Origin of the sequence: Microbacterium sp. NPDC086615, assembly GCF_040686055.1 — a bacterium.
Lineage (GTDB): Bacteria > Actinomycetota > Actinomycetes > Actinomycetales > Microbacteriaceae > Microbacterium.
Map to the genome: position 1 here is coordinate 291,760 of NZ_JBFBJJ010000002.1, position 20,777 is coordinate 312,536.

Here is a 20,777-nt window from a genome sequence, read left to right on the forward strand (position 1 = left end):
CCGCAGCCGCGCCCGTCCCTTCGACGAGCTCAGGGACCTTTCCTGACACCAGCCCGCCGGGCTCACCGAAACCCCCACACCGCATGGCACGCTCGACCCGAGGTGGCTGAGCCCGTCGAAGCCATCCGACGAACTACGACGTCCGCGCGCGCTCCCGGTCGCCGCGCGTCGGGAGCTCGACGTAGCCGGAGTGCTTCGCCGACAGGCCGTCACCGGCCGTGCGCCCGCGAACGCGCCGCCACACCCAGGGCAGCGCATCGCGCGTGATCCACCCTCCGCGCGCGGGCTCGTCGTCGGCGTGGAGGGCTTCGTCGAGGCCGAGCAGGGCGCGCGCGTCCGGCACTCCGAGCGCCTCGGCCGCCCGGTACGCCACGAGGCGGTGCCCCGCCGACCGCAGGTGCACGAGGTCGTCGGCCCAGAGCGGAAGCTCGCCGAGTTCGGCCACGGCCTCGAGATCGAGCAGGATCGCGCCCTGCTCGGCGGCGATGCGGCGGAGCTCGACGTTGTAGGTCGAGAACCGCCGAGCGAACAACCGCGCGGCCGCGCGGTGCGGCAGGAAGGTCGTGACGAGGAGGACGTCCGCGCCCGTTCGCCTCACGGCGCGGACGGCCGACTCGACCTCGGCGACGATCGCGGGGATCACCGGGTGCGGGCCGACGAGATCGTTCGCTCCGATGAGGATCGACACCAGGTCGGGCTTCATCGCCAGCGCCGCGGGCACCTGCTCGTCGATCAGATGGCGGACGCGACGACTGCGCACGGCGAGGTTCGCGTACCGGAACGGTCCGTCCTCGCTCGTTCCCGCGAGCAGCTCGGCGAGGCGGTCGGCCCAACCGCGATACGCGCCCGACGGCATCCGCGACTGGTCGCAGAGTCCCTCGGTCAGCGAGTCGCCCAGGGCGACGAAGCGCGTCCACCGACCCCGGGTTCGGGATGCCACGGCCGCAGCCGGTCGTCGGGCTCCGCGCACGAGCAGGTTGTCGTCGATCGCGCGGAGCTCGCGCGCTTCGCGGTAGTGCCCGACGAGGTCGTTCGTCAGCGCCGCCCAGGTGCGCCCCGCGACCGCCTCTCGCGCCGCACGGGCGAAGGCCTGACGCTTGGCTTCGTCGCCGACGAGGTCGGCCACGCGAGCGCGGAGATCGTCCAGATCCCCCGGGCGGTACAGCCACCCGTCGACGCTCGAGCGGACGAGGTCCAGAGGCCCGCCGACGCCCGTCGCCACCACGGGGACGCCGCTCGCGAGAGCCTCCTGGATGGTCTGTCCGAACGTCTCGCTCTCCCCCGGGTGAACGAACACGTCGAAGCCCGCCATCACCCGTGCGAGCGTTTCGCCCGACAGGTGGCCGGTGAAGACGGCATCCGGAATCGCCTCGCGCAGCGAGGATCGTGCGGGACCGTCGCCGACGATCACCAGGCGCGTGTTCGGCAGGTCCGCGAGAGCCCTCAGGTCGTCGACCTGCTTCTCGGGCGCGAGACGACCGACGTATCCGACGATGCGTTCACCGTTCGGCGCGACCTCGGCCCGCCACGCGTCGTCGCGGTGGGCGGGCGCGAAGCGCGTGGCATCCACTCCCCTGCCCCATCGCCGCAGGCGGTCGACGCCGAGACTCTCGAGCTGTCGCATCGACGCCGACGAGGGGGCGAGCGTGAGCGTCGCGCGACGGTGCAAGCGTGTGACGTGCCCCTCGACGAGCGCCGTGGCCTGCGGGAGACCGTACTTCTGCGCGTAGGCGACGACGTCGGTCTGGTAGACGGCGACGGTGGGGATGCGCAGCGCGTCGGCCGCGGCGAGCCCCTGCCAGCCGAGGACGAACGGGGATGCCAGGTGCACGACGTCGGGGTCGAAGTCACGCAGCAGCGCCCCCAGGCGAGCCGCGCGCGCGAACACCACGCGGACCTCGGGGTACGAGGGCAGCGGGACGGACCGCAGCAGCTCGGTGCGGGCGCCGTGCAGATCGGCTGTGACGTCGCCGGACTTCGGAGCGATCACCAGCGTCTCGTGCCCCGCCTCGGCGAGATGGCGCAGCACGTGCAGAACGGAACCGGTGACCCCGTTCATGTGCGGAAGGAAGGACTCGGCCAGCAGCGCGACTCTCACGAGACCAGGGTGAGGCGCATCGCGGCGTCTCGGGAGCGCTTCGCGCCCGACGTTCGCGATGTTCACCGAATGCTCCGCAGCGAGTCACCGGCGCGTGGGCGGGGCGTCTGGATCGACGGCGGAGAGTGACCGAATGGACGGGATCGACGGCTGGTTGCAGACGATCGCGGCGAGCCCCTGGGCCCTGCTCGGCATGGCGGCTCTCGTGTTCGCCGATGCGTTCCTGGTGGTGATCCCGGGCGAGGCGGCGGTCACCGCCTTCGGCGCTCTCGCCGTCTCGCACGGGACGCCGCCGCTGGCCGGGGTGATCCTCGTCGCCGGAGCGGCCGCGTTCGCCGGGGACGCCGGGTGCTACCTCGTGGGGCGGACGGTCGGGGTGGAACGCTGGGCGTGGATGCGCGGACCCCGCGTGGGAGCTGCCCTCGACTGGGCGCGGGCGCGGCTGGAAAGGAACGCCGCCGTGGTGCTGTTCACCGCGCGATTCGTGCCGTTCGCCCGTCTCGCCGTCAACCTCGCGGCGGGAGCGGCACGGGTCAACCCGGTGCGATACCTCGGCGTGGCGGCGCTGGCTGCGCTGGCGTGGGCGGCGTATCAGGCGGTCATCGGTGCGGTGGTCGCGGCGATCGTGCCGGGTGGACCGGTCGTCGCGGTCATCGTCTCGATCGTCGTGGCGGTGGGGATCGGCGTCGGCATCGACCTCGTGCTGGCGCGGCGCGCGAAGCGGCGGGGAGAACGGCGAAGGGTGGATGCCGGGAACCTGACGTCGGGGTGAGCGCGGGCTCGTCTCAATCGGCGGCGATCACGACGCCGGCGGCGCGGAACGGCGCGAGCGTACGCTCCAGCGGGGTGTATCCGCGTGCGTCGAGCGGGACGAACACGCAGCGCGCCGTGCGCGACGCGGCGCGATCGAGCTGAACGCGCAGGTCGCGAGCAGCCGTGCGCGGATCGGCTCTCCCGGCGAGATCGACGGTGGCCTGCCCGTCGCTGACGATCACCAGTCGGCAGCGCTCGCGCGGGGCATCGCCCAACTCGTCGAGCGCACGGCGCACGGCATCCGCGAGCGGGGTTCCGCCGCCTCCCCCGGCGCTGGCACGCTGCAGGGCCGCGCGGGCGCGCGAAACGCGGAGCGTGCGTTCCTGCACGACCGAGGCGCACGAGCCGGCCGCGAGCACGACGCTCACCTCTCCGCGATCGTGGGAGACGTGCGCGAGAGCGACGTCGGCGACGCGGCGCGCGTGAGCAGCCCCGGCGCTGCCCATCGACTACGACCCGTCGACAACGACGACCGTGTGCGCGGCGGTCGGCTCGGCGCGAAGCCGGCCGCGCAGATCGTCGCGGGTGACGGCGAACTCCTCGACGGCCCCCGTCATCGCGCGCCGTCGCAGGGCGCGGTGCAGCGTGGGAAGCATCGCGATGCGCCCGCCCGCGTGCTCGGGTGCCACGACTCGGCCGGGGCGGCCCCGACCGACGCCCGCGCGGTGCGGTCCGCGGCGGGCGCGACGGCCCGCGCGGACGCTCGCACGATCGAGGGCGTCGAGGACCTCCGGCGCGGCGAGAGCGACGGCGCGAGGGGATGAGCCGGGGTCGGGCTCTGCATCGATCGCGAAGCCCGCGTCGGGCGCTTCCGCGGTCGGACCGTCGGGGGCCGGGCCCGCCGGTGTGGGGCTCGCGCCCCCGTCGAGCTCGGATGCCGGGCGATCGTCCCACGGCGAGACGGTCTCCTCGGACGCCGGCTCCAGCGCGTCCGCGTCGTCTCCTCCGCGGTCGCCGTCAGCGCGAGCGTCGGCCCCCGCGTCGGCCTCGCGCTCGGGAGAACCGGAATCCGCGGGATCCCCGGGGCCCTCCCCCGCGTCGGCCCCGTCGGCCGCACCGCCCACGTTCTCGCCATCCCCCTCGTCACCCGCGTCGCCGGCGTCGCCTGCGTCGCCGACGTCGCTCTCGACCGCCGCGCTCGCGTCCACGGCATCCGCCGCTTCGTCCCCCTCGTCATCCCCGCCTGCGAGAGGATCCGCCTCCCCCGCCTCCGGCCGCCCGCCCTCGGCGGATGCGCGCCCTCGCGGCTCGCCCACCCACGCCCTCACCAGCGCGACACGATCGCCCTCCACGTCCGTCTCGACAAGAGCGGATGCCAGCGTGCACGCCGCGACATCGACGGCGCCGTCGTGCACGCCGTGTGCGGCCAGCGCGCGGACGACGCGCAGCCAGAGCCGCGTCTCGCTCTCCCCCGCGGGCCGTCGCCCCCGCGCCGGCTCCGCGCCGATATCGACGACCGCCGTGCAGCGACGCAGGACAGCGGGCGGCAGGGCGGCGGGATCGGTGCAGAGGGCGAGCGCGCGGGGGTTCCGCGGCGGAAGCTCGTCGATCTCGGCGTGGCGCGCGACCCACACCGCGTGCGGGCGCAGGGCACGGAAGACCTCCTCGGCGCGATGCGGGTCGCCGGTCAGCGCGAGGCCGAACGGCGCACCGGAGCGCCACGCGGCGATCACCGCGCGGACGCTGGGCGGCAGTGGTACCTCTCCGTCGAGCGCCGCGCGGACCTCGGCGGCGGCACCGGCTGGCAACGCGGGGGCGGAGACCGCCGCCCCGGCCCCTCTCCCCCGGCTCCGCTCAGGCAACCCGTCGACCCAGCACCGAGGACGCCGCGACGCGCACCCGGGACGCGGCAACGGCGATGGATTCGAGGGCGGTCCGCGGCGTGCGGTGCTGCAGGGCGGGAACGGCGACGGCTGCGAGATCGTGAACCGTCACGGCGGGGCGTCCTGCGAGTGACGCCGCGGCGCGAGCGGCACGGACGAGCACGAGCTCGGCGCGATGACCCACGGCGCGCGCATCGACGCAGATCCGCACCGCAGCCTCGAGCACGTCGTCGCCGAGCGCGATGTCGGCGCACCGCTCGCGGGCCGCACGGACGCGGACCGCCAAGCGTTCCTCGCGGTCGGCCCACTGGGCGGTGAACCCCTCGGGGTCCCGCTCGAACGCCAAGCGCCGACGCACGATCTCCCATCGCTGTTCGACGTCGCGGATCGTGGCGACCGGGGTCGACAGGCCGAACCGGTCTTCGAGCTGCGGCCGCAGCTCCCCTTCTTCGGGGTTGCCGCTCCCGACGAGCACGAACCGCGCCTGGTGAGTATGGCTGAGACCGTCGCGCTCGACGGTGTTCACCCCGGATGCGGCCACGTCGAGCAGGAGGTCGACGAGGTAGTCGTCGAGCAGATTGACCTCGTCGATGTACAGGATGCCGCCGTGCGCCGCCGCGAGCAGCCCCGGGGCGTAGGCGATCTCGCCGCGCAGCGCCTTGTCGATGTCGAGCGAGCCCAGGACGCGATCCTCGCTCGCCCCGAGTGGCAGGTCGACGACGGGCATCTCGAGTTCCTCCCGCGCGAGAAGCTGCGCGAGGCCCCGCACGGTCGTCGACTTTCCCGTCCCCCGGTCGCCGAGCGCGAGCACACCGCCGACGGCCGGGTCGACCGCGCACAGGGTGAGCGCGTGACGGAGTTCGTCTTGACCGACGACGGCGGTGAAGGGGAAGACGGGGGCGGTCATGGCATCCATCTTATTGAGAAGAGTTCTCAAGCAGGGTGTGCTTACGCGAGCGCGAGCGTCCGTTCCGCCGCGTCGACGAGGGCCCGACCGTACGAGGGACCGTGGCCCGCCGCGTGTACCGCCAGCGGGTGCAGCTGATGAACGGGCACGCGCTCGCGCCACCCGTCGCGCAGCGGTCGAGCGGCGTCGTAGGCCCCGAGGATCCGCTTGAGGAACGGGCAGCCGAACAGCGCGAGCATCGCCAGATCGGTCTCGCGGTGGCCGCCATGCGCCGCCGGGTCGATGAGCACGACACCCTCGGGCGACCACAGCACGTTTCCCGTCCACAGATCGCCGTGCAGGCGCGCGGGCGGCTCGTCGTCGTCGAAGGCGCCCGCCGCGATCGCCTCGCACGCGCGGCGGACGACCTCGGCTCCGGATGCCGAGAGGTTCCCGGCCGCGACCGCGATCGGCACGAACGGCTCGACGCGCTGGTGCGCGTAGAACGCACCCCAGGTCGCCGTCGGACGCGCGGGCTGCGAACGCCGACCGATGAAGATGTCGCCCTCGCACCCGGGCGGCGGGGAGCCGAACGCGTCCGCCCCTGCGGCGTGGGTTGCGGCGAGCGCGGCGCCGAAGGCCGTCGCGGCAGCGGCCGTCGGCGGGGCCTCGGCGATGCGCTCGAGGGCGATGCGGTCGCCGCAGACGTCGAGAACCCGCGCGATGCGCGCACCCTCGGCCGCGGCGAGCCACCGGAGTCCCGCGGCCTCCGCGGCGAAGAAGCCGGCGGGAGCGTCGGCTCGGGTCTTCACGAGCTGTTCCATCGCCCCAGTCTGTCGTGATGTCGGAAGTCCCCGGCACGATGGAGGCATGAGCGACGGCTACGACCCGAACTTCCTCGGCATCCCTCTTCCGCTGCCCGCACCGGTCGCGCCGACGACCCGGCTCGACTATCCGCGCTTCTCGGTACTGCTCGACGAGCAACGCCGATTCGCCGCCGTCACGGGCGTCGTGATCGACGGCGCCTCCCTGCGCGAGCAGCCGCGCACGGGCGACTGGCGTCTCGATCCGCGTGTGGCCGCCGACGTGCAGGCCGGCCCCGAGATCTACAGCCGCAACGATCTCGACCGCGGGCACCTCGTGCGTCGACGCGATCCCGGCTGGGGCTCGGCGGACGAGGCTCGGGATGCCACCGAGGCCACGTTCTTCTACACGAACGCCGCCCCGCAAGCGGCCGGGTTCAACCAGTCGAAAGAGCTGTGGCTGGGGCTCGAGGACCACGTGCTCGCGTACGCCGAGACCACGGACCAGCGCCTCGCGGTGTTCACTGCCCCGGTCCTCGGCGAGACCGACCCGCCGTATCGCGGCATCCGCGTTCCGCTCCGCTTCTGGAAGATCGCCGCGTGGCGCGCCGGGGACGCGCTGGCGGCGGCCGGATTCGTGCTCGATCAGACCGAGCTCGTCGACACGCGGCAGGGGCTGACGGTGCCGCCGCTCGGGGCGTTCCGCACGTTCCAGGTTCCGATCGCCGCCATCGCGACCGAGGCGCGGATCGACGTAGGTCCGCTCGTCGCGGCCGACACGTTCGTGCGTCGGGGCCTGCGCCCGGTGGCCGCGCGGGAGCTCCGGAGCCTCGACGACATCGTGCTGTGAGCACGGGCGCCGCGCGCGGCTCCGGTGGCTGAGCTCGTCGAAGCCACCGCCGCGACGAGACCCGGTCCCTTCGACAAGCTCAGGGACCTCGCGCCGACTCGGGAACCTCGCGCCGGCTCAGGGACCTCGCTGGCTCAGACACCACACTCTGGAGCGCGGCACTCTGAAGCGCGCGAGCGATCAGCGCGCGCGCACCGCATACAGCAGCGTGTCGATCGCGGCGGCCGCGTGCCCGTCGCGCAGCTCGGCATCCGCACTCGTCCGGGTGATGCGCTCGCACCGTTCGATGCGGAACCTCTCGTCGAGCGCGCCGCGCAGCAGCTCGGGCGTGTACAGGATCGCGGGATCGGACGGTCCGTGACCGCCCGCCGCGATGTTCTCGACGTCGTGGCCGATGACCACGAGCGCACCCCCGGGCTTCACCCACGTCGCCATCCGCGCGACGGCCGCCGCGCTGTCGGTCAGGTGCAGGTAGCACGACACGACGAGATCCACGGATGCCGCGGGCTCCCACTCGTGCACGTCTGCGCGCACCCACGCCACGGCGTCGCCACCGGGACGGGCCGCGGCGAGCGCGAGGCCCTCGCCCGAGAAGTCGACGCCGGTGCAGGTCCAACCTCGCTCGGCGAGCCACACGGCGGTGCGTCCGTCACCCGTCGCCACATCGATCGCCGTCGAGGGCGCGAGGCCCGCGAGGATCTCCCGTACGGCGGCGGGTGGCTCGGCGGCCCAGACTCCCCCGGCGGAGGCGCGATAACGCTCGTCCCACTGCGCGGCATCCATTCGGCTCCCTTTCGTCGCCCCCACCCTAGAGTCACCGGCCCGAGCACAGCGGATTCGGACCCACGCAATGGAATCGGATGCCAGCGCCCGAGTGGTCCGATTCCGGTGCACCGATCCGATTCGACGCACATAGGCCCACGGCATGACGCCCCGCCGCCCACACGGGCGACGGGGCTTCGATCACGGGATCACTCGCCCGACAGACCGCCCAGCAGGTGGCCGAACGACCGGCCCTCGCCGAGGTACGACGAGGGATCGAACGGGTCGGCGTCGCGGACGGGCTCACGCGCGGCGATGGCATCCGCGAACTCGCGGGCTCCGCGCTCGACGCGCGAACCGAGCGGGGCGACCTCGTCGGCGTTCGCACCCCAGTCGCTGGAGGCCGCGAACACGCCGGTCGGCACGGGATTGGCGTGCAGGTAGGTGAACAGCGGACGTATCGCGTAATCGATCGCGAGCGAGTGACGCGCGGTACCGGCGTTCGCGCCGATCAGCACCGGGGTGCCGGTGAGCGCCTGCGGGTCGAGCACGTCGATGAACGACTTGAACAGTCCCGAGTAGCTCGTCGAGAAGATCGGCGTGACGGCGATGATGCCGTCGGCCGACACGACCGTGTTGATCATCTGCTCCAGCGGCGCCGGAGCGAAGCCGGTGAGCAGATTGTCGGTGAGGTCGTGCGCGTAGTCGCGCAGCTCGAACACGTCGGAGGTCGCGTCGATTCCGCGGGCGCGGAGCTCGGCGAGCGCCGCGTGAGCGAGCCGGTCACCGAGCATGCGCGTCGACGAGGGGGTCGACAGGCCCGCGGTCACGACCGCGATACGGCGAGCGGACATGTCAGGCACCCACCTTCGTCGCGGCCGCGCCGAAAGCGCTGCCCGAGCGAGGCGCGGCATCCTGGTACGGGCTGCCCGCGACCATGTTGTCGCCGCGGTTCGCGCCGGGAACGGCCTGGCGCGGGGCGGCACCGGCGTAGATCTTCTCGACCAGGTTGGCGTGCGTGGGCGCGTCGGGGACCTCGGCCGGACGGTTCACCTGCAGCTCCTTGCGCAGCACCGGGACGACCTCGGAGCCGAGGATGTCGAGTTGTTCGAGCACCGTCTTCGTCGGGAGACCGGCGTGGTCGATGAGGAACAGCTGGCGCTGGTAGTCGCCGAACGTCTCACGCATCGCGGCGTAGCGGTCGATGACCTGCTGCGGCGAGCCGACGGTCAGCGGGGTCATCTCGCTGAAGTCCTCGAGGCTCGGGCCGTGGCCGTACACCGGGGCGTTGTCGAAGTAGGGGCGGAACTCCTTCACGGCATCCTGCGAGTTCGACCGCATGAACACCTGCCCGCCGAGGCCAACGATCGCCTGCTGGGGCGTGCCGTGACCGTAGTGCGCGAAGCGCTCGCGGTACAGCGTGATGAGGCGCTGGTAGTGCTCCTTGGGCCAGAAGATGTTGTTCGCGAAGAAGCCGTTGCCGTAGTAGGCGGCCTGCTCGGCGATCTCGGGCGTGCGGATCGAGCCGTGCCAGACGAACGGCGGCACGCCGTCGAGCGGACGCGGGGTCGAGGTGAAGCCCTGCAGCGGCGTACGGAACTTGCCCTCCCAGTCGACGACGTCCTCGCGCCACAGCTTGTGCAGCAGGTCGTAGTTCTCGATGGTCAGCGGCAGGCCCTGACGGATGTCCTTGCCGAACCAGGGGTAGACCGGGCCGGTGTTGCCGCGGCCGAGCATGAGGTCGGCGCGGCCGCCCGACACGTGCTGCAGCATCGCGAAGTCCTCGGCGATCTTCACCGGGTCGTTCGTGGTGATGAGCGTGGTCGAGGTCGTGAGGATGAGGCGCTCGGTCTGAGCGGCGATGTACGCGAGCGTCGTCGTGGGCGATGACGACCAGAACGGCGGGTTGTGGTGCTCCCCGAGGGCGAAGACGTCGAGTCCCACCTCTTCGGTGTGCTTGGCGATCGTGAGGGTGTCCTTGATGCGCTGGGCCTCGCTCGGCGTCTTGCCCGTGGTGGGGTCTTGGGTGATGTCGCTCACCGTCATGACGCCGAACTGCATTCCGGACCAGGTGTTCTCACTCATGATGCGCCTCCTATTTGTATGCATCTGAATATACATGGTGGAACGCACCACGCCGAGGTTTATTCCGCCGTACCTCATCGGCATCCCGAATCCACCCCCGTGGACCCACCCTCACGCCGCGATTATCGTCGCCGGGGATGACGGATGCCATGACCCCGCCCCACGCGACGTCTCTCGCGACAACCCGCACCCCGTTCTGGGACAACGCCCGGTTCGCCGCGATCGTGCTGGTCGTCTTCGGCCACGCGATCCAGCGCCTGACCTACGACTCGGATGCCGCCGAGGCGCTGTACCTGCTCGTGTACGCGTTCCACATGCCGCTGTTCGCGCTGGTCGCGGGCTATTTCTCATCGTCCGCCGAGCCGACCCGCCACCGCATGGCGCGCCTGTTCACCGACCTGATCGCGCCGTACCTGATTTTCGAGACGCTGTGGACGATCACGCAGTTCCTCGTGACGGGGAGAACGAATCTCGATCCGGCGCAACCGTCGTGGACCCTGTGGTTCCTGCTCGCCCTCGCGTTGTTCCGACTCGTGCTGCCGTACCTTGCGCTGCTTCGCGCACCCGTGGTGTGGGCCCTGGCGATCTCGGTCGTCGCCGGGTACCTGCCGAGCATCGACTCGACGTTCTCCGTGTCGCGCTTCCTCGGCCTCCTGCCGTTCTTCACCCTCGGGTGGTGGCTGCGCGAGCACGACGTGGTCGCGCGCGCGGGGCTGCTCGCCGCCCGACCGGTGTGGCTGCGCGTAGCCGCGGGAGCGGTGCTCGCCGGCGTCGGCGCGCTCGCCCTCGTGTTCGTCGACACGTGGCGCGACGTGCGCCTGGGCACGTGGTTCTTCTTCGTCGATCCGTATGTCGACCTCGACGCCCCGCAGTGGTGGGCCGGCGGCATCCGGCTGGCGATCATCGCCCTGGCGCTCATCCTGATGACGGCGTTCCTGCTGCTCGTCCCCCGCGGCGAGACCCGCTGGACGCACCTCGGGCGCTACACGATGTACGTCTACCTGCTGCACACGTTCGTGCTCTATCCGTTCCGCCAGTCGGGCGTGCTGCGGGGACTCGAGCCGTCGTGGCTGTGGATCGCGGTGGTCGCCGTCGCGAGCGTGGTCATCGCGGTAGCCCTGTCGAGCCGCCCGATCCGGCGCCTCACGCGCCCGCTGGCGGAACCCCGGATGCCGTGGCTCTTCCGCGACCGCGAGCTCGGCGCGGGGCGCGGGGCGCGGTAGGCGCGTCGACGCCGACAGGCTCAGCCACCCCTCGAAGCCAGGTCCCTGAGCCTGTCGAAGGGACCGGACCCCACGCACACGCCCGATGGCTTCGGCAGGCTCAGCCACCCCTCGAAGCCAGGTCCCTGAGCCTGTCGAAGGGACCGGACCCCACGCGCACGCCCGGTGGCTTCGGCAGGCTCAGCCACCCCTCGAAGCCAGGTCCCTGAGCCTGTCGAAGGGACCGGACCCCACGCACACGACCGATGGCTTCGACAGGCTCAGCCACCTCACGGCGACACCCCGCCCGCGCCTGGGTTGAGGTCCCTACGCGCCGAGCAGCCCCGCCCCGATCGACGCGCCCGCGGCCGGAGCCGGGGGCACGGCCCACAGCCCCGAGCCGACGTGGCGGATGTACTCGCCCATGGCATCCGTGGACAGGGCCTTCTGCAGGGTGATGAATCGGTCGGGGCTCTTCTGGAACGACAGGAAGAACAGCCCGGCGTTGAGCCGACCGAGATCGGTCGTGCCGTCCACGAAGTTGTAGCCGCGGCGCAGGATCCGGATGCCCCCGTTGTTGTCGGGGTGCGCGAGGCTGACGTGGCTGCGGGGGTCGATCGCCGGTTTCCCGGTCGGACCGACCGCCGAGAAGTCGGGAGCGGTGAACTCGTCGCCGCCCGAGAGCGGCGCCCCCGCCCCCTTGTCGCGACCGACCACGCGATCCTGCTCCGCGAGACGCGTGCGGTCCCACGTCTCGATCAGCATCGCGATGCGTCGCGCGACGAGGTACGACCCGCCCGTAAGCCACGCCGGGCCCTCGGATGCCGAGACCCAGACGTTCTCCTCCAGTGCAGCCGTGTCGTCGGCGAGGATGTTCGCCGTGCCGTCCTTGAAGCCGAAGAGGTTTCTCGGGGTCGTCTGAGACGCGGTGGTCTTCGACGTGCGCCCGAAGCCGAGCTGCGACCAGCGGATCGTCGCGCGGCCGAAAGCGATGCGGCTGAGGTTGCGGATCGCGTGGACGGCCACCTGCGGGTCGTCGGCGCACGCCTGGATGCACAGGTCGCCGTCGGAGCGCAGCGGGTCGAGGTCGTCGTTCAAGAACGCGGGGAGCCGTTCGAGTCCCGCCGGGCGCTGCCCCTCGAGCCCGAACCGGGCGTCGAAGAGCGAGGGCCCGAACCCGAAGGTGATCGTGAGGTTGCTCGCCGGCAGCCCCACGGCCTCCCCCGTGTCGTCCGGCGGCGCATCGGGCGATCCGCCGAGCGCGCCGGTGGCGCTCACATCGAGGCCCTGCATCATGCGGTTCGCGGCATACGTCCAGTCCGACAGCAACTCCGCCAGATCGTCGCGCGTGGTGCGCGCCATCATGTCGTAGGCCGCGAAGTGGAGGTGCTCCTGCACCGGGGTGGTGATCCCGGGCTGATGGATGCCAGACGCCGGGGCCGCGGCATCCATGATCCGTCGCGCCTGGTCCTGGCCGTACGCCGCACCCCCGACCAGGCCCGCGCCCGCGCCGACGACGAGGCTGGTCGCGCTCGCCCCGATGGCCAACCCGATCAGGTCGCGCCGGGACACACCCGCCGACGCGTCGGGGCCGGACGGCGACGCGGCTGCCGCCGGACCCGCGGGTCCGACGGCAGCCGTGGTGTCGCGTTCTTCGTCGCTCACGCTCACTCCAGCACCGTGACCGTCAGCTGCGAGAGCGGCTCGGCCAGGGCGTTGATGAGGTCGGTGAACTGGCGCTTGTCGGCCTCGGTCAGCTGCGAGTAGGGGACGAAGCCCGCGTCGGCAGATCCGTGCGCCGCGAGAGCGGCCTCGAGGTCGGCGTACCCCTTGTCGATCTTCGTGACGAGCTCGGCACCCTTGTCGCCCTTCGACTCGGCGAAGTCGCGCACGAGCGAGAAGGCCATCTTCGACCCCTCGACGTTCGCCGCGAAGTCGTAGAGGTCGGTCCCCGACCACCAGTCCTCTTCACCGCTGATCTTGCCGCTCGCGACCTCGTCGAGCAGCGCGATCGCGCCGTTCGAGATGCCCGCGACGCCCTGCGCGTCGAGAGCCTGCGTGAACTCGTCGCCGTGGACGTAGTCGTACAGCTCCTGGACGTCCGAGACGAGCTTGTCGCCGTGCGTCTTGCGCTCGTCGGGGGTCGACGGGGTCCAGTCCTTCCAGGCGGGCGTCTCACCGTCGGCGTTCAACGCGTCCTGCGCGGGGACCCAGAGGTCCTTCTCGATGCGGTGGAACCCGGTCCAATCCAGCCCCTCGGCCACCGCGTCGACCTCGCGGTAGTCGATGCGGGGGTCGAGGTCGCCGAGCGCCTCGGCGATCGGCTCGATCCGCTCGTAGTACGCGCGGACGCGGGGGAACTGCTCCTTCGCGGCGGCGTCGTCTCCCGACTCGTACGCGGCCGTGAAGGTCTTCACGGCGGGGAGCAGCTGACCGACCTGGTCCTTGACGAACGCGGCGTAGAGGTCGACCGCCTTCTGCTTCTGCTCGGCATCCGGGCCCTCGACGGCAACGGCGTCGCCGGTGACCGAGAAGCTCGCCTTGCCGACGCCGTCGCCGACCATTCCGGGCTTGCAGAGGGTGAAGTAGTCACCGGGCTGAGCCACGACGGTGAGGTTGCGCGACGCGCCGGGGGCGATGTTCTCGACCTCACCCACGATACGGAGGCCGTCGGATGCCAGCAGGTAGAACTCCGTGACCTGGTCGCTCTTGTTGCTCACGTCGAACGCGACGGTGCCGCTGGGCGCCGAGGCGGACGAGACCGCGCAGCCGTCGTCGGTCGAGGTGACCGTCAGGGCTCCGGAGGCGGCCGCGTCGGTCTTGGCGACGCAGCCGGAGAGGACGAGGGCGGCCGCGCCGGCCACGGCCGCAGCCGCGAGGAGGCGAGTCGGGGTCATGATGCTCCATTCGGATGGGTGACGGATGCCGCGGCGTCGGGCACGCGAGCGGCGTCGGAGAGCTGCGGGGCGGCGTGGGCCGCGGGGACATCGGCGGGATGCGACGCGGAGGTTCCGGCTGCGGGGCTCGCGGTCGCCTTCGGGCGCCGGTTGGCTCGCACGCCGCGCACGAAGAGGGGCACGACCACGGCGATGTAGACCACCCAGGCGATCACCTGCAGCCACGTCATCGCGGGCATGAAGCCGACGGTGGCCTGCAGCAGCGCGGCGAGCGGACCGCCCGGCGAGATGGCATCCGAGACGTCGAACGCCCAGCCGAACGGGAAGCCGGCCCAACCGGTGGCGACGAGCCCGGTCGCGGGGTCGATCGGGGCGCCCGCGCCGAACGGGCCCGGGAGGGCACCCGCCTCCTGCAGGTCGTGGAACGCGTAGGCGAGCACTCCCGCCGCGACGACGACGAGGAAGCCGCCGGTCCAGGTGAAGAAGCGACCGAGGTCGAGCCGGAGCATGCCGCGGGCGATGAGCCAACCGAGGACGACCGCGGCGACCAGTCCGAGCAGCGCGCCGAGAAGGGCGTAGGGCGTGTCGCCGAACGACTGGACCATCGACCACAGCAGCAGCGTCGTCTCGACCCCCTCGCGCGCGACCGAGACGAAGCCGATCGCGACGAGCGCCCAGACCCCGCCGCGCAGGGCCTTGTCGACGCCACCCTCGAGGCCCGCCTTCAGCGTGCGCCCGGCTTTCTGCATCCAGAAGATCATCCAGGTGACCATCGCGACGGCGAGCAACGACAGCCCCCCGCCGAGGAGCTCCTGGGCCTCGAAAGTGAGCATGTACGCACCGAAGGTGAAGATCGCGCCGACGGTCAGCGCCAGGGCGATCGCGAGGCCGACACCGGTCCACAGCTTGGGCAGAGCGTCACGACGGTCCAGGCGGGTGAGGTACGCGACGAGGATGCCGACGACGAGTGCCGCTTCGAGGCCTTCACGGAGGCCGATGAGGAACGTGGCGAAGAAGCTTGCGAGCACGGGCGGGATTCCGACTTTCGGTTTCGGGGTGGGGCGCCGCGGCACTGCGGGAAGGTAAGGGCAGCCTCACCTGACCTGGAAACGATACGCAATTCCATGGCCTGTTCGCACCCCGCCGATCGGCGGGGTTTGCGATCACGGACGTCACACACGCTCCACGCCCGTCTTTTCGCGGCGCCGAGGGGACGGCATCCTGTTCGATGGCCTCCGCGGATGCTGCATCCGGTGCGGACGGTAACCATCGGCAACATTCACACGATCCCGCGCGGATCGACCTAGCCTCGTCGCATGTCCGACCTGAATCTCCCCGTCCTCGACCTCTCGCTCCTCGATCAGGGGCCGGATGCCGCCGCCCGCTTCCGGGATGAGCTGCGTGCCGCGACCCACGACGTCGGGTTCTTCTACCTGACGGGCACCGGAGTCAGCCCCGAGCTGGAGGCGAAGCTCCTGCAGGCGGCGAAGGACTTCTTCGCCCTGCCCGAGGCCGAGAAGCTCGCGATCGAAAACGTCACGAGCCCCCACTTCCGCGGCTACACGCGGGTCGGCGGCGAGCGCACGCAGGGCCGCGTCGACTGGCGAGAGCAGATCGACATCGGACCCGAGCGCGCGGCGATCGACGACCCCGAGGGCCCGGGGTACAACCGACTGGTCGGCCCGAACCTCTGGCCGGCCGCGCAGCCCGAGCTGAAGGAGGTCGTCACCGAGTGGCACGACCACCTCACCGGCGTCGCCCGGAAGCTGCTGCGCGCGTGGGCCCTCGCCCTGGGCGCCGAGGAGCAGTACTTCGACCGCCACTTCGGCGACCCGCAGACCCTCATCAAGATCGTGCGCTACCCCGGCAAGGACGACCCGACGCCCCAGCAGGGCGTGGGCGCGCACAAGGACTCGGGCGTACTGACGCTGCTGTGGGTCGAGCCCGGCAAGGGCGGCCTGCAGGTCGAGCGCGACGGCGAGTGGGTCGACGCTCCCCCGGTGCCCGGCGCGTTCGTGGTGAACATCGGCGAGCTGCTCGAGTACGCCACGCAGGGCTACCTCACGGCCACGAACCACCGCGTGATCTCCCCGACCTACCCCGATGAGCGCATCTCGGTGCCGTTCTTCTTCAACCCCGCCCTCGACGCGCGCCTGCCGATCATCGAGCTGCCCGAGGAATTGGCATCCGAGGTCCGCGGCGTCACGGACGACCCGACGAACCCCATCCACGCGACGTACGGCGAGAACGCCCTCAAGTCGCGCCTGCGCGCCCACCCCGACGTGGCCGAGCGCTGGCACGCTGACCTCCTGGCCGCGCGCGCCGCGTCCTGAGCCCGCCGCGCCGACGTCCGAGCTCGGCGCCCGAGTCCGCCGCCGTGGCCGCGGATCACGGCCCGGCCACACGCATAAACGCGATCCACTCACAGAAACACGTGCACAGCGCGTTTATGTGAGCGGATCGCGTTTATGCGTGGCGGGGCGCCAGTCCACGGCATCCGGGAATGACGAAGGCCGCCCCACACCGTGGGGCGGCCTTCCAAGAATGTTTTGCGCGATTGAACGCTGGTGCGATTAGCGACGCAGACCGAGACGCTCGATGAGCGAGCGGTAACGGTTGATGTCGACGTCCTGCAGGTAACCCAGCAGGCGACGGCGCTGACCGACGAGCAGGAAGAGTCCACGGCGCGAGTGGTGGTCGTGCTTGTGGATCTTGAGGTGCTCGGTGAGGTCCTTGATGCGCTGCGTCATCATCGCGACCTGCACCTCGGGGGATCCGGTGTCACCGGGGTGCGTCGCGTACTCTTCGATGATCGCCTTCTTGACGTCTGCTTCCAGTGCCATAGGTGATCCCCTTCCTCTTCGTTGCGCGGCGCCCGACGCCTGATGCGTGGGCTCTCTTTATCCGCGGCCGATCGAACGGCAACCGCATGAGTCTACCAGCATCGGGATGCCGCCACCGCACCGCTCCGCGCCCGGCGCCGCCGTACCCGGGTGACGCACCGTCGCTCCCGGCGGCGCCACTTCCGGCCCCCTGCGCGCCCGGCGCCGCCGCACACTGCCCGTGGCTCAGATGCATGACGGGTGGGGCTGGTGGTGTCTCGACAGCGCCCCATGGAATCGCCTTCCCCACCGGTCATGCATCCGGACCACCACCGCCCCGATGCCGGAGGCCTGGCGTAGCCTCGATTCGTGCAGCTCACGGTCCGCGTCAAGCCCGGCAGTCGACGCGGTCCCCTCGTCGAAGACACCGCCGAGGGTCTTGTGGTGCACGTGCGCGAGCGCGCGGTCGACGGTGCGGCGAACGCCGGTGTGGTGAAGGCTCTCGCGGCTCACTTCGGCGTACCGGCCCGCGATGTCGAGATCCTCCGCGGACACACAGCGCGCATCAAACGTGTCGAGGTCGACGCGTGACGGCCCGCCGGAGCGCGTTCATCGACCTGCGTCCGCTCACCACCTCCCCCGCGTTCGCGCGTCTGTGGATCGGTTCGACCCTCGCGGGCCTCGGCGGGCAGCTCACCGTCGTGGCGGTCATGCTGCACGTGTTCGAGCTGACGCAGAGCACCTTCGCCGTGTCGATGATCGCGGTGGCGGGGCTGCTCCCGATGATCCTCGCCGGACTGTACGGCGGCATGCTCGCCGACGCGTTCGACCGGCGCACCGTGGCGCTCCTCGCGGCCGTGGTCACGTTCGTCTCGACCGCGCTGCTGGCGGCCCTCGCCTGGACGGGCCTCGAGACGGTCGGGTGGCTGTTCGTCCTGAGCGTCGTGAACTCCGCGGCGAACTCGATCGTCATGGCGACCAAGTCGGCGATCACCCCGCGGCTGATTCCGCGCGAGCTGCTGCCGGCGGCCGCAGCCCTGCAGGGCGTCACCGTCGGGATCATGGTCATGGCCGGCCCCGCGCTGGCCGGTGTTCTCGTCGCCGTCGCGGGCTATGCCTGGACGTACTCGCTCGACGTGCTGCTGATGACGTCGCTGTTCCTCGGGCTCTGGTCGCTTCCGCGCCTGCGTCCCGAGGGTGAGGTCGTACGCCCTGGTCTCGAATCCCTCCGCGACGGCGCCCGCTTCCTCCGCCGCGCCCCGAACATCCGCCTGCAGTACATCCTCGACATCATCGCGATGACGTTCGGTCAGCCCGTGACGCTCTTCCCCGCGATCGGCGCCGTGCTCCTCGGCGGCGGAGCGATCACCACCGGGGTTCTCACCGCGGCCGTCGCCGCCGGTGCCTTCCTCTCTAGCCTCTTCTCCGGCCCCATCGGGCGCGTTCGCCGCCAGGGCCTCGGGATCGAGCGGGCCATCCAGGTCTACGGGCTGTCCATCGGATTGTTCGGCCTGGTTCTCGTCGCCGCCAGCCTCGGGTGGCTCCGTCCCGATGTCGTCGACGAGACCCACGCCGCGGTCGCGCTGATCGTTCTGGCGGCGGTCACGCTCGCCGTCTCCGGCGCGGCCGACAACGTCAGCGCGATCTACCGCTCGACGATGATGCAGGCGGCGGTCCCGGATGCCATGCGCGGGCGCCTCCAGGGCATCTTCATCGTCGTGGTGGCCGGTGGACCCCGTGTCGGAGCGCTCTACGCCGGGACCCTCGCGACCCTGACCGCCCTCTGGGTGCCGCCCCTGTTCGGCGGCATCCTGATCCTGGCGCTCGTCGGCACGCTCGTGCGCTTCTCGCCGCGATTCCGGCAGTACGACGCGCTCGACCCTCAGCCCTGAACCGCGCTGCGCCACGCATAAACGCCATCCGCGCACGGAAACACGGTGTGCTCGTGTTTCTGCGCGCCAGAAGCGTTTATGGGCGGGACCAGCGCGGCCGGCGGGGCCCGGCGCCGGGCGCACGCACCCGGCACCGCGTCTGCCGAATCTGAGCGGATTTCCGCCGTCGCACTCCCCGACGGCGCGCGGCGCTGCACCTCGGCCGTATCGTCGGGATCGTGGCATCCTCTTCCTCCCCGTCCCCCGTCTCGATCGCCGTGCAGTTCGTGCTCACCGGCATCGTGTGGGGCTCGAGCTTCCTCTTCATCGCGATCGCGCTCGACGGCATGAGCCCGGCGCAGGTCGCGGGCGGTCGCCTGCTCTTCGGCGCTCTCGCACTGGCGGCGATCGTCGCGATCCGTCGCGAGCGCCTTCCGCGGGACGGTCGCGTCTGGGGCCACCTGAGCGTGCTCTCGCTCAGCTTCTGCGTCGTGCCGTTCCTGCTGTTCGCGTGGGCGGAGCAGCACGTGTCATCGGGGCTGGCAAGCATCTTCAACGCGACCACGCCGATCATGACCGCGATCATGGCGTGGGCGGTGTTCCGCGTCGAGAGCCTCAAGGTCGGCCAACTCGTCGGGATCGCGATCGGCATCCTCGGCGTCGTCGTCATCATCGCGCCCGGGGCGATCGCCGATGTCGGCGGCAGCACGATCGCACAGCTCGCCCTCCTCGGCGCGACGGCCTGCTACGGCTTCAGCCTCGCGTACATGCGCCGCTTCCTCGGTGACACGGGTCTCTCGGGCATCGCCTTCGCGTTCGGCTACATCGGCCCCGCCGCCGCGTTCATGGTGCTGTTGTCGCCGCTGATCCTCGCCGAACCGATGCACCTCACACTCCCGGTCGTGGGCAGCATCGTCGCTCTCGGCGTGCTCGGCACGGGGATCGCCTACGTCTGGAACCAGAACACCCTGCGCGCCTGGGGTCCCACCCGCGCCTCGACCGTGACCTACATCACCCCGGTGGTCGGGGTGGCTCTCGGCATCCTGATCCTCGGCGAGCGCATCTCGTGGAACGAGCCGGTGGGCGCGGCCGTGGTCTTCCTCGGCATTCTGCTCGTGCAGCAGCGGCTGCGCCTGTCGCGGCGCGCCCGCGTCTGACCTGTCCGAGACCGCGCCCGCGAACGACGAAGGCCCGGATGCCGTGGCATCCGGGCCTTCGAGGAGATCACGCCTGGAGCGCGAACTGCAGGTCGAGCTCGATGGTGACGTCCTTGCCGACGAGGACGCCGCCGGTCTCGAGAGCGGCGTTCCAGGTGAGGCCGAAGTCTTCACGGTTGATGACCGTCTTGGCGGTCGCACCGGCCTTGTAGTTGCCCCACGGGTCGGTGCCGAAGCCGCCGAAGTCGATGGAGAAGGTGGCGGGCTTGCTGACGCCGCGGATGGTCAGCTCACCGTCGACGAGGAAGTCGCCGTCCTCGACGCGGACGCCGGTGGAGCGGAAGTCCATGGTCGGGTAGGTCTCGGTGTCGAAGAACTCGGCCGAACGGAGGTGCTGGTCGCGGCCCTCGTCCTTGGTGTCGACCGAGGTGACGTCGACGGACGCCTCGACGGTGGCCTCGAGCGGGTTCTCGGGGGCGACGAGCGTGGCGCTCTTCATGCCGAAGGTGCCGCGCACCTTGGAGATCATCATGTGACGCACGGTGAAGGTCACCTCGCTGTGCGAGGGGTCGAGCACCCAGGTGCCCGCCTTGTAACCGGGGATGTCGAGGGTCGTTGCGTCGGTCATGTCACTCCTAAAGGTCTGGGGAGCCGAATCGGCGTCCTGCGGGGAGGAAACTCCCATTCACACGAATGTATTCCACGATC

20 protein-coding genes are annotated in these 20,777 nt (G+C 71.3%); 7 read left to right on the top strand and 13 right to left on the bottom strand.

Going from position 1 to position 20,777, the window contains the following annotated elements:
* Positions 1-133 precede the first annotated feature (133 nt).
* The gene (locus AB0O24_RS03670; protein WP_363372628.1) at positions 134-2,098 is read right to left on the bottom strand and encodes a glycosyltransferase; all 1,965 of its coding nucleotides are present in this window, start codon (positions 2,096-2,098) and stop codon (positions 134-136) included.
* A gap of 133 nt (positions 2,099-2,231) precedes the next feature.
* Between AB0O24_RS03670 and AB0O24_RS03675 the strand changes: the two genes are divergently transcribed.
* Positions 2,232-2,870, top strand: a complete 639-nt coding sequence (locus tag AB0O24_RS03675; protein WP_307386996.1) for a VTT domain-containing protein — start codon at positions 2,232-2,234, stop codon at positions 2,868-2,870.
* 13 nt (positions 2,871-2,883) lie between these two features.
* Here AB0O24_RS03675 and AB0O24_RS03680 read toward each other — a convergent pair whose 3' ends face one another.
* The 4 genes from AB0O24_RS03680 to AB0O24_RS03695 are packed head-to-tail and all read right to left on the bottom strand — an operon-like array spanning position 2,884 to position 6,444.
* The gene (locus tag AB0O24_RS03680) at positions 2,884-3,357 is read right to left on the bottom strand and encodes a hypothetical protein (protein WP_363372630.1); all 474 of its coding nucleotides are present in this window, start codon (positions 3,355-3,357) and stop codon (positions 2,884-2,886) included.
* Positions 3,358-3,360: 3 nt separating this feature from the next.
* Positions 3,361-4,659, bottom strand: a complete 1,299-nt coding sequence (locus tag AB0O24_RS03685) for a hypothetical protein (protein WP_363372631.1) — start codon at positions 4,657-4,659, stop codon at positions 3,361-3,363.
* 46 nt (positions 4,660-4,705) lie between these two features.
* A complete protein-coding gene (locus AB0O24_RS03690; protein ID WP_363372634.1) occupies positions 4,706-5,641 on the bottom strand; it encodes an AAA family ATPase in 936 nt (311 codons plus the stop codon).
* A gap of 41 nt (positions 5,642-5,682) precedes the next feature.
* Positions 5,683-6,444, bottom strand: coding sequence for a fructosamine kinase family protein (locus tag AB0O24_RS03695; protein WP_275796407.1), 762 nt, complete (start codon positions 6,442-6,444; stop codon positions 5,683-5,685).
* Positions 6,445-6,490: 46 nt separating this feature from the next.
* Between AB0O24_RS03695 and AB0O24_RS03700 the strand changes: the two genes are divergently transcribed.
* Complete coding sequence (locus AB0O24_RS03700; RefSeq protein ID WP_275796409.1) at positions 6,491-7,273, top strand: DNA/RNA non-specific endonuclease; 783 nt, start codon at positions 6,491-6,493, stop codon at positions 7,271-7,273.
* Between the two features lie 180 nt (positions 7,274-7,453).
* Here the strand turns inward: AB0O24_RS03700 and AB0O24_RS03705 are convergent, their stop codons facing one another.
* From AB0O24_RS03705 to AB0O24_RS03715, 3 genes are all read right to left on the bottom strand, one after another.
* Positions 7,454-8,056: a class I SAM-dependent methyltransferase gene (locus AB0O24_RS03705; protein ID WP_275798737.1), complete on the bottom strand. Its 603-nt coding sequence runs from the start codon at positions 8,054-8,056 to the stop codon at positions 7,454-7,456.
* 188 nt (positions 8,057-8,244) lie between these two features.
* A complete protein-coding gene (locus AB0O24_RS03710; protein ID WP_275798735.1) occupies positions 8,245-8,889 on the bottom strand; it encodes a CE1759 family FMN reductase in 645 nt (214 codons plus the stop codon).
* Between the two features lies 1 nt (position 8,890).
* Positions 8,891-10,120, bottom strand: coding sequence for an LLM class flavin-dependent oxidoreductase (locus AB0O24_RS03715; RefSeq protein ID WP_275798733.1), 1,230 nt, complete (start codon positions 10,118-10,120; stop codon positions 8,891-8,893).
* A gap of 137 nt (positions 10,121-10,257) precedes the next feature.
* On the opposite strand from AB0O24_RS03715, the gene AB0O24_RS03720 reads away from it, so the two are divergent.
* Positions 10,258-11,343 (top strand): acyltransferase family protein, encoded by a 1,086-nt coding sequence (locus AB0O24_RS03720; protein ID WP_363372638.1) that lies wholly within the window; start codon positions 10,258-10,260, stop codon positions 11,341-11,343.
* A gap of 306 nt (positions 11,344-11,649) precedes the next feature.
* Here AB0O24_RS03720 and efeB read toward each other — a convergent pair whose 3' ends face one another.
* Genes efeB through efeU form a run of 3 tightly spaced genes read right to left on the bottom strand, consistent with a single transcriptional unit; the run spans position 11,650 to position 15,247 of the window.
* A complete protein-coding gene (gene efeB, locus AB0O24_RS03725) occupies positions 11,650-12,987 on the bottom strand; it encodes an iron uptake transporter deferrochelatase/peroxidase subunit (protein ID WP_363372640.1) in 1,338 nt (445 codons plus the stop codon).
* A 2-nt stretch (positions 12,988-12,989) separates the two neighbouring features.
* A complete protein-coding gene (efeO, locus tag AB0O24_RS03730; protein WP_363372642.1) occupies positions 12,990-14,219 on the bottom strand; it encodes an iron uptake system protein EfeO in 1,230 nt (409 codons plus the stop codon).
* Positions 14,216-15,247, bottom strand: a complete 1,032-nt coding sequence (gene efeU / locus AB0O24_RS03735; protein ID WP_275797614.1) for an iron uptake transporter permease EfeU — start codon at positions 15,245-15,247, stop codon at positions 14,216-14,218. The genes efeO and efeU overlap by 4 nt, the downstream gene beginning before the upstream one ends.
* 288 nt (positions 15,248-15,535) lie before the next feature.
* Between efeU and AB0O24_RS03740 the strand changes: the two genes are divergently transcribed.
* Complete coding sequence (locus AB0O24_RS03740; protein WP_275797616.1) at positions 15,536-16,552, top strand: 2-oxoglutarate and iron-dependent oxygenase domain-containing protein; 1,017 nt, start codon at positions 15,536-15,538, stop codon at positions 16,550-16,552.
* A 240-nt stretch (positions 16,553-16,792) separates the two neighbouring features.
* On the opposite strand, the gene rpsO is transcribed toward AB0O24_RS03740, so the two are convergent.
* Positions 16,793-17,062 carry a 30S ribosomal protein S15 gene (rpsO, locus tag AB0O24_RS03745; protein ID WP_013583433.1) on the bottom strand — a complete coding sequence of 90 codons (270 nt, stop codon included), beginning with the start codon at positions 17,060-17,062 and terminating at the stop codon, positions 16,793-16,795.
* 348 nt (positions 17,063-17,410) lie between these two features.
* Here rpsO and AB0O24_RS03750 point away from each other — a divergent pair, with 348 nt between their 5' ends.
* The 3 genes from AB0O24_RS03750 to AB0O24_RS03760 all read left to right on the top strand — a co-directional run bounded on the left by AB0O24_RS03750 (position 17,411) and on the right by AB0O24_RS03760 (position 20,069).
* The gene (locus AB0O24_RS03750) at positions 17,411-17,632 is read left to right on the top strand and encodes a DUF167 domain-containing protein (RefSeq protein ID WP_363372646.1); all 222 of its coding nucleotides are present in this window, start codon (positions 17,411-17,413) and stop codon (positions 17,630-17,632) included.
* Positions 17,629-18,933: an MFS transporter gene (locus AB0O24_RS03755; protein ID WP_363372648.1), complete on the top strand. Its 1,305-nt coding sequence runs from the start codon at positions 17,629-17,631 to the stop codon at positions 18,931-18,933. Before AB0O24_RS03750 ends, AB0O24_RS03755 begins: the two co-directional genes overlap by 4 nt.
* A 218-nt stretch (positions 18,934-19,151) precedes the next feature.
* Positions 19,152-20,069: a DMT family transporter gene (locus tag AB0O24_RS03760; RefSeq protein WP_275799347.1), complete on the top strand. Its 918-nt coding sequence runs from the start codon at positions 19,152-19,154 to the stop codon at positions 20,067-20,069.
* Between the two features lie 67 nt (positions 20,070-20,136).
* Here the strand turns inward: AB0O24_RS03760 and AB0O24_RS03765 are convergent, their stop codons facing one another.
* Entirely contained in the window at positions 20,137-20,697 is a 561-nt protein-coding gene (locus AB0O24_RS03765) for a YceI family protein (protein WP_307387015.1), read from the bottom strand.
* Positions 20,698-20,777: the final 80 nt, after the last annotated feature.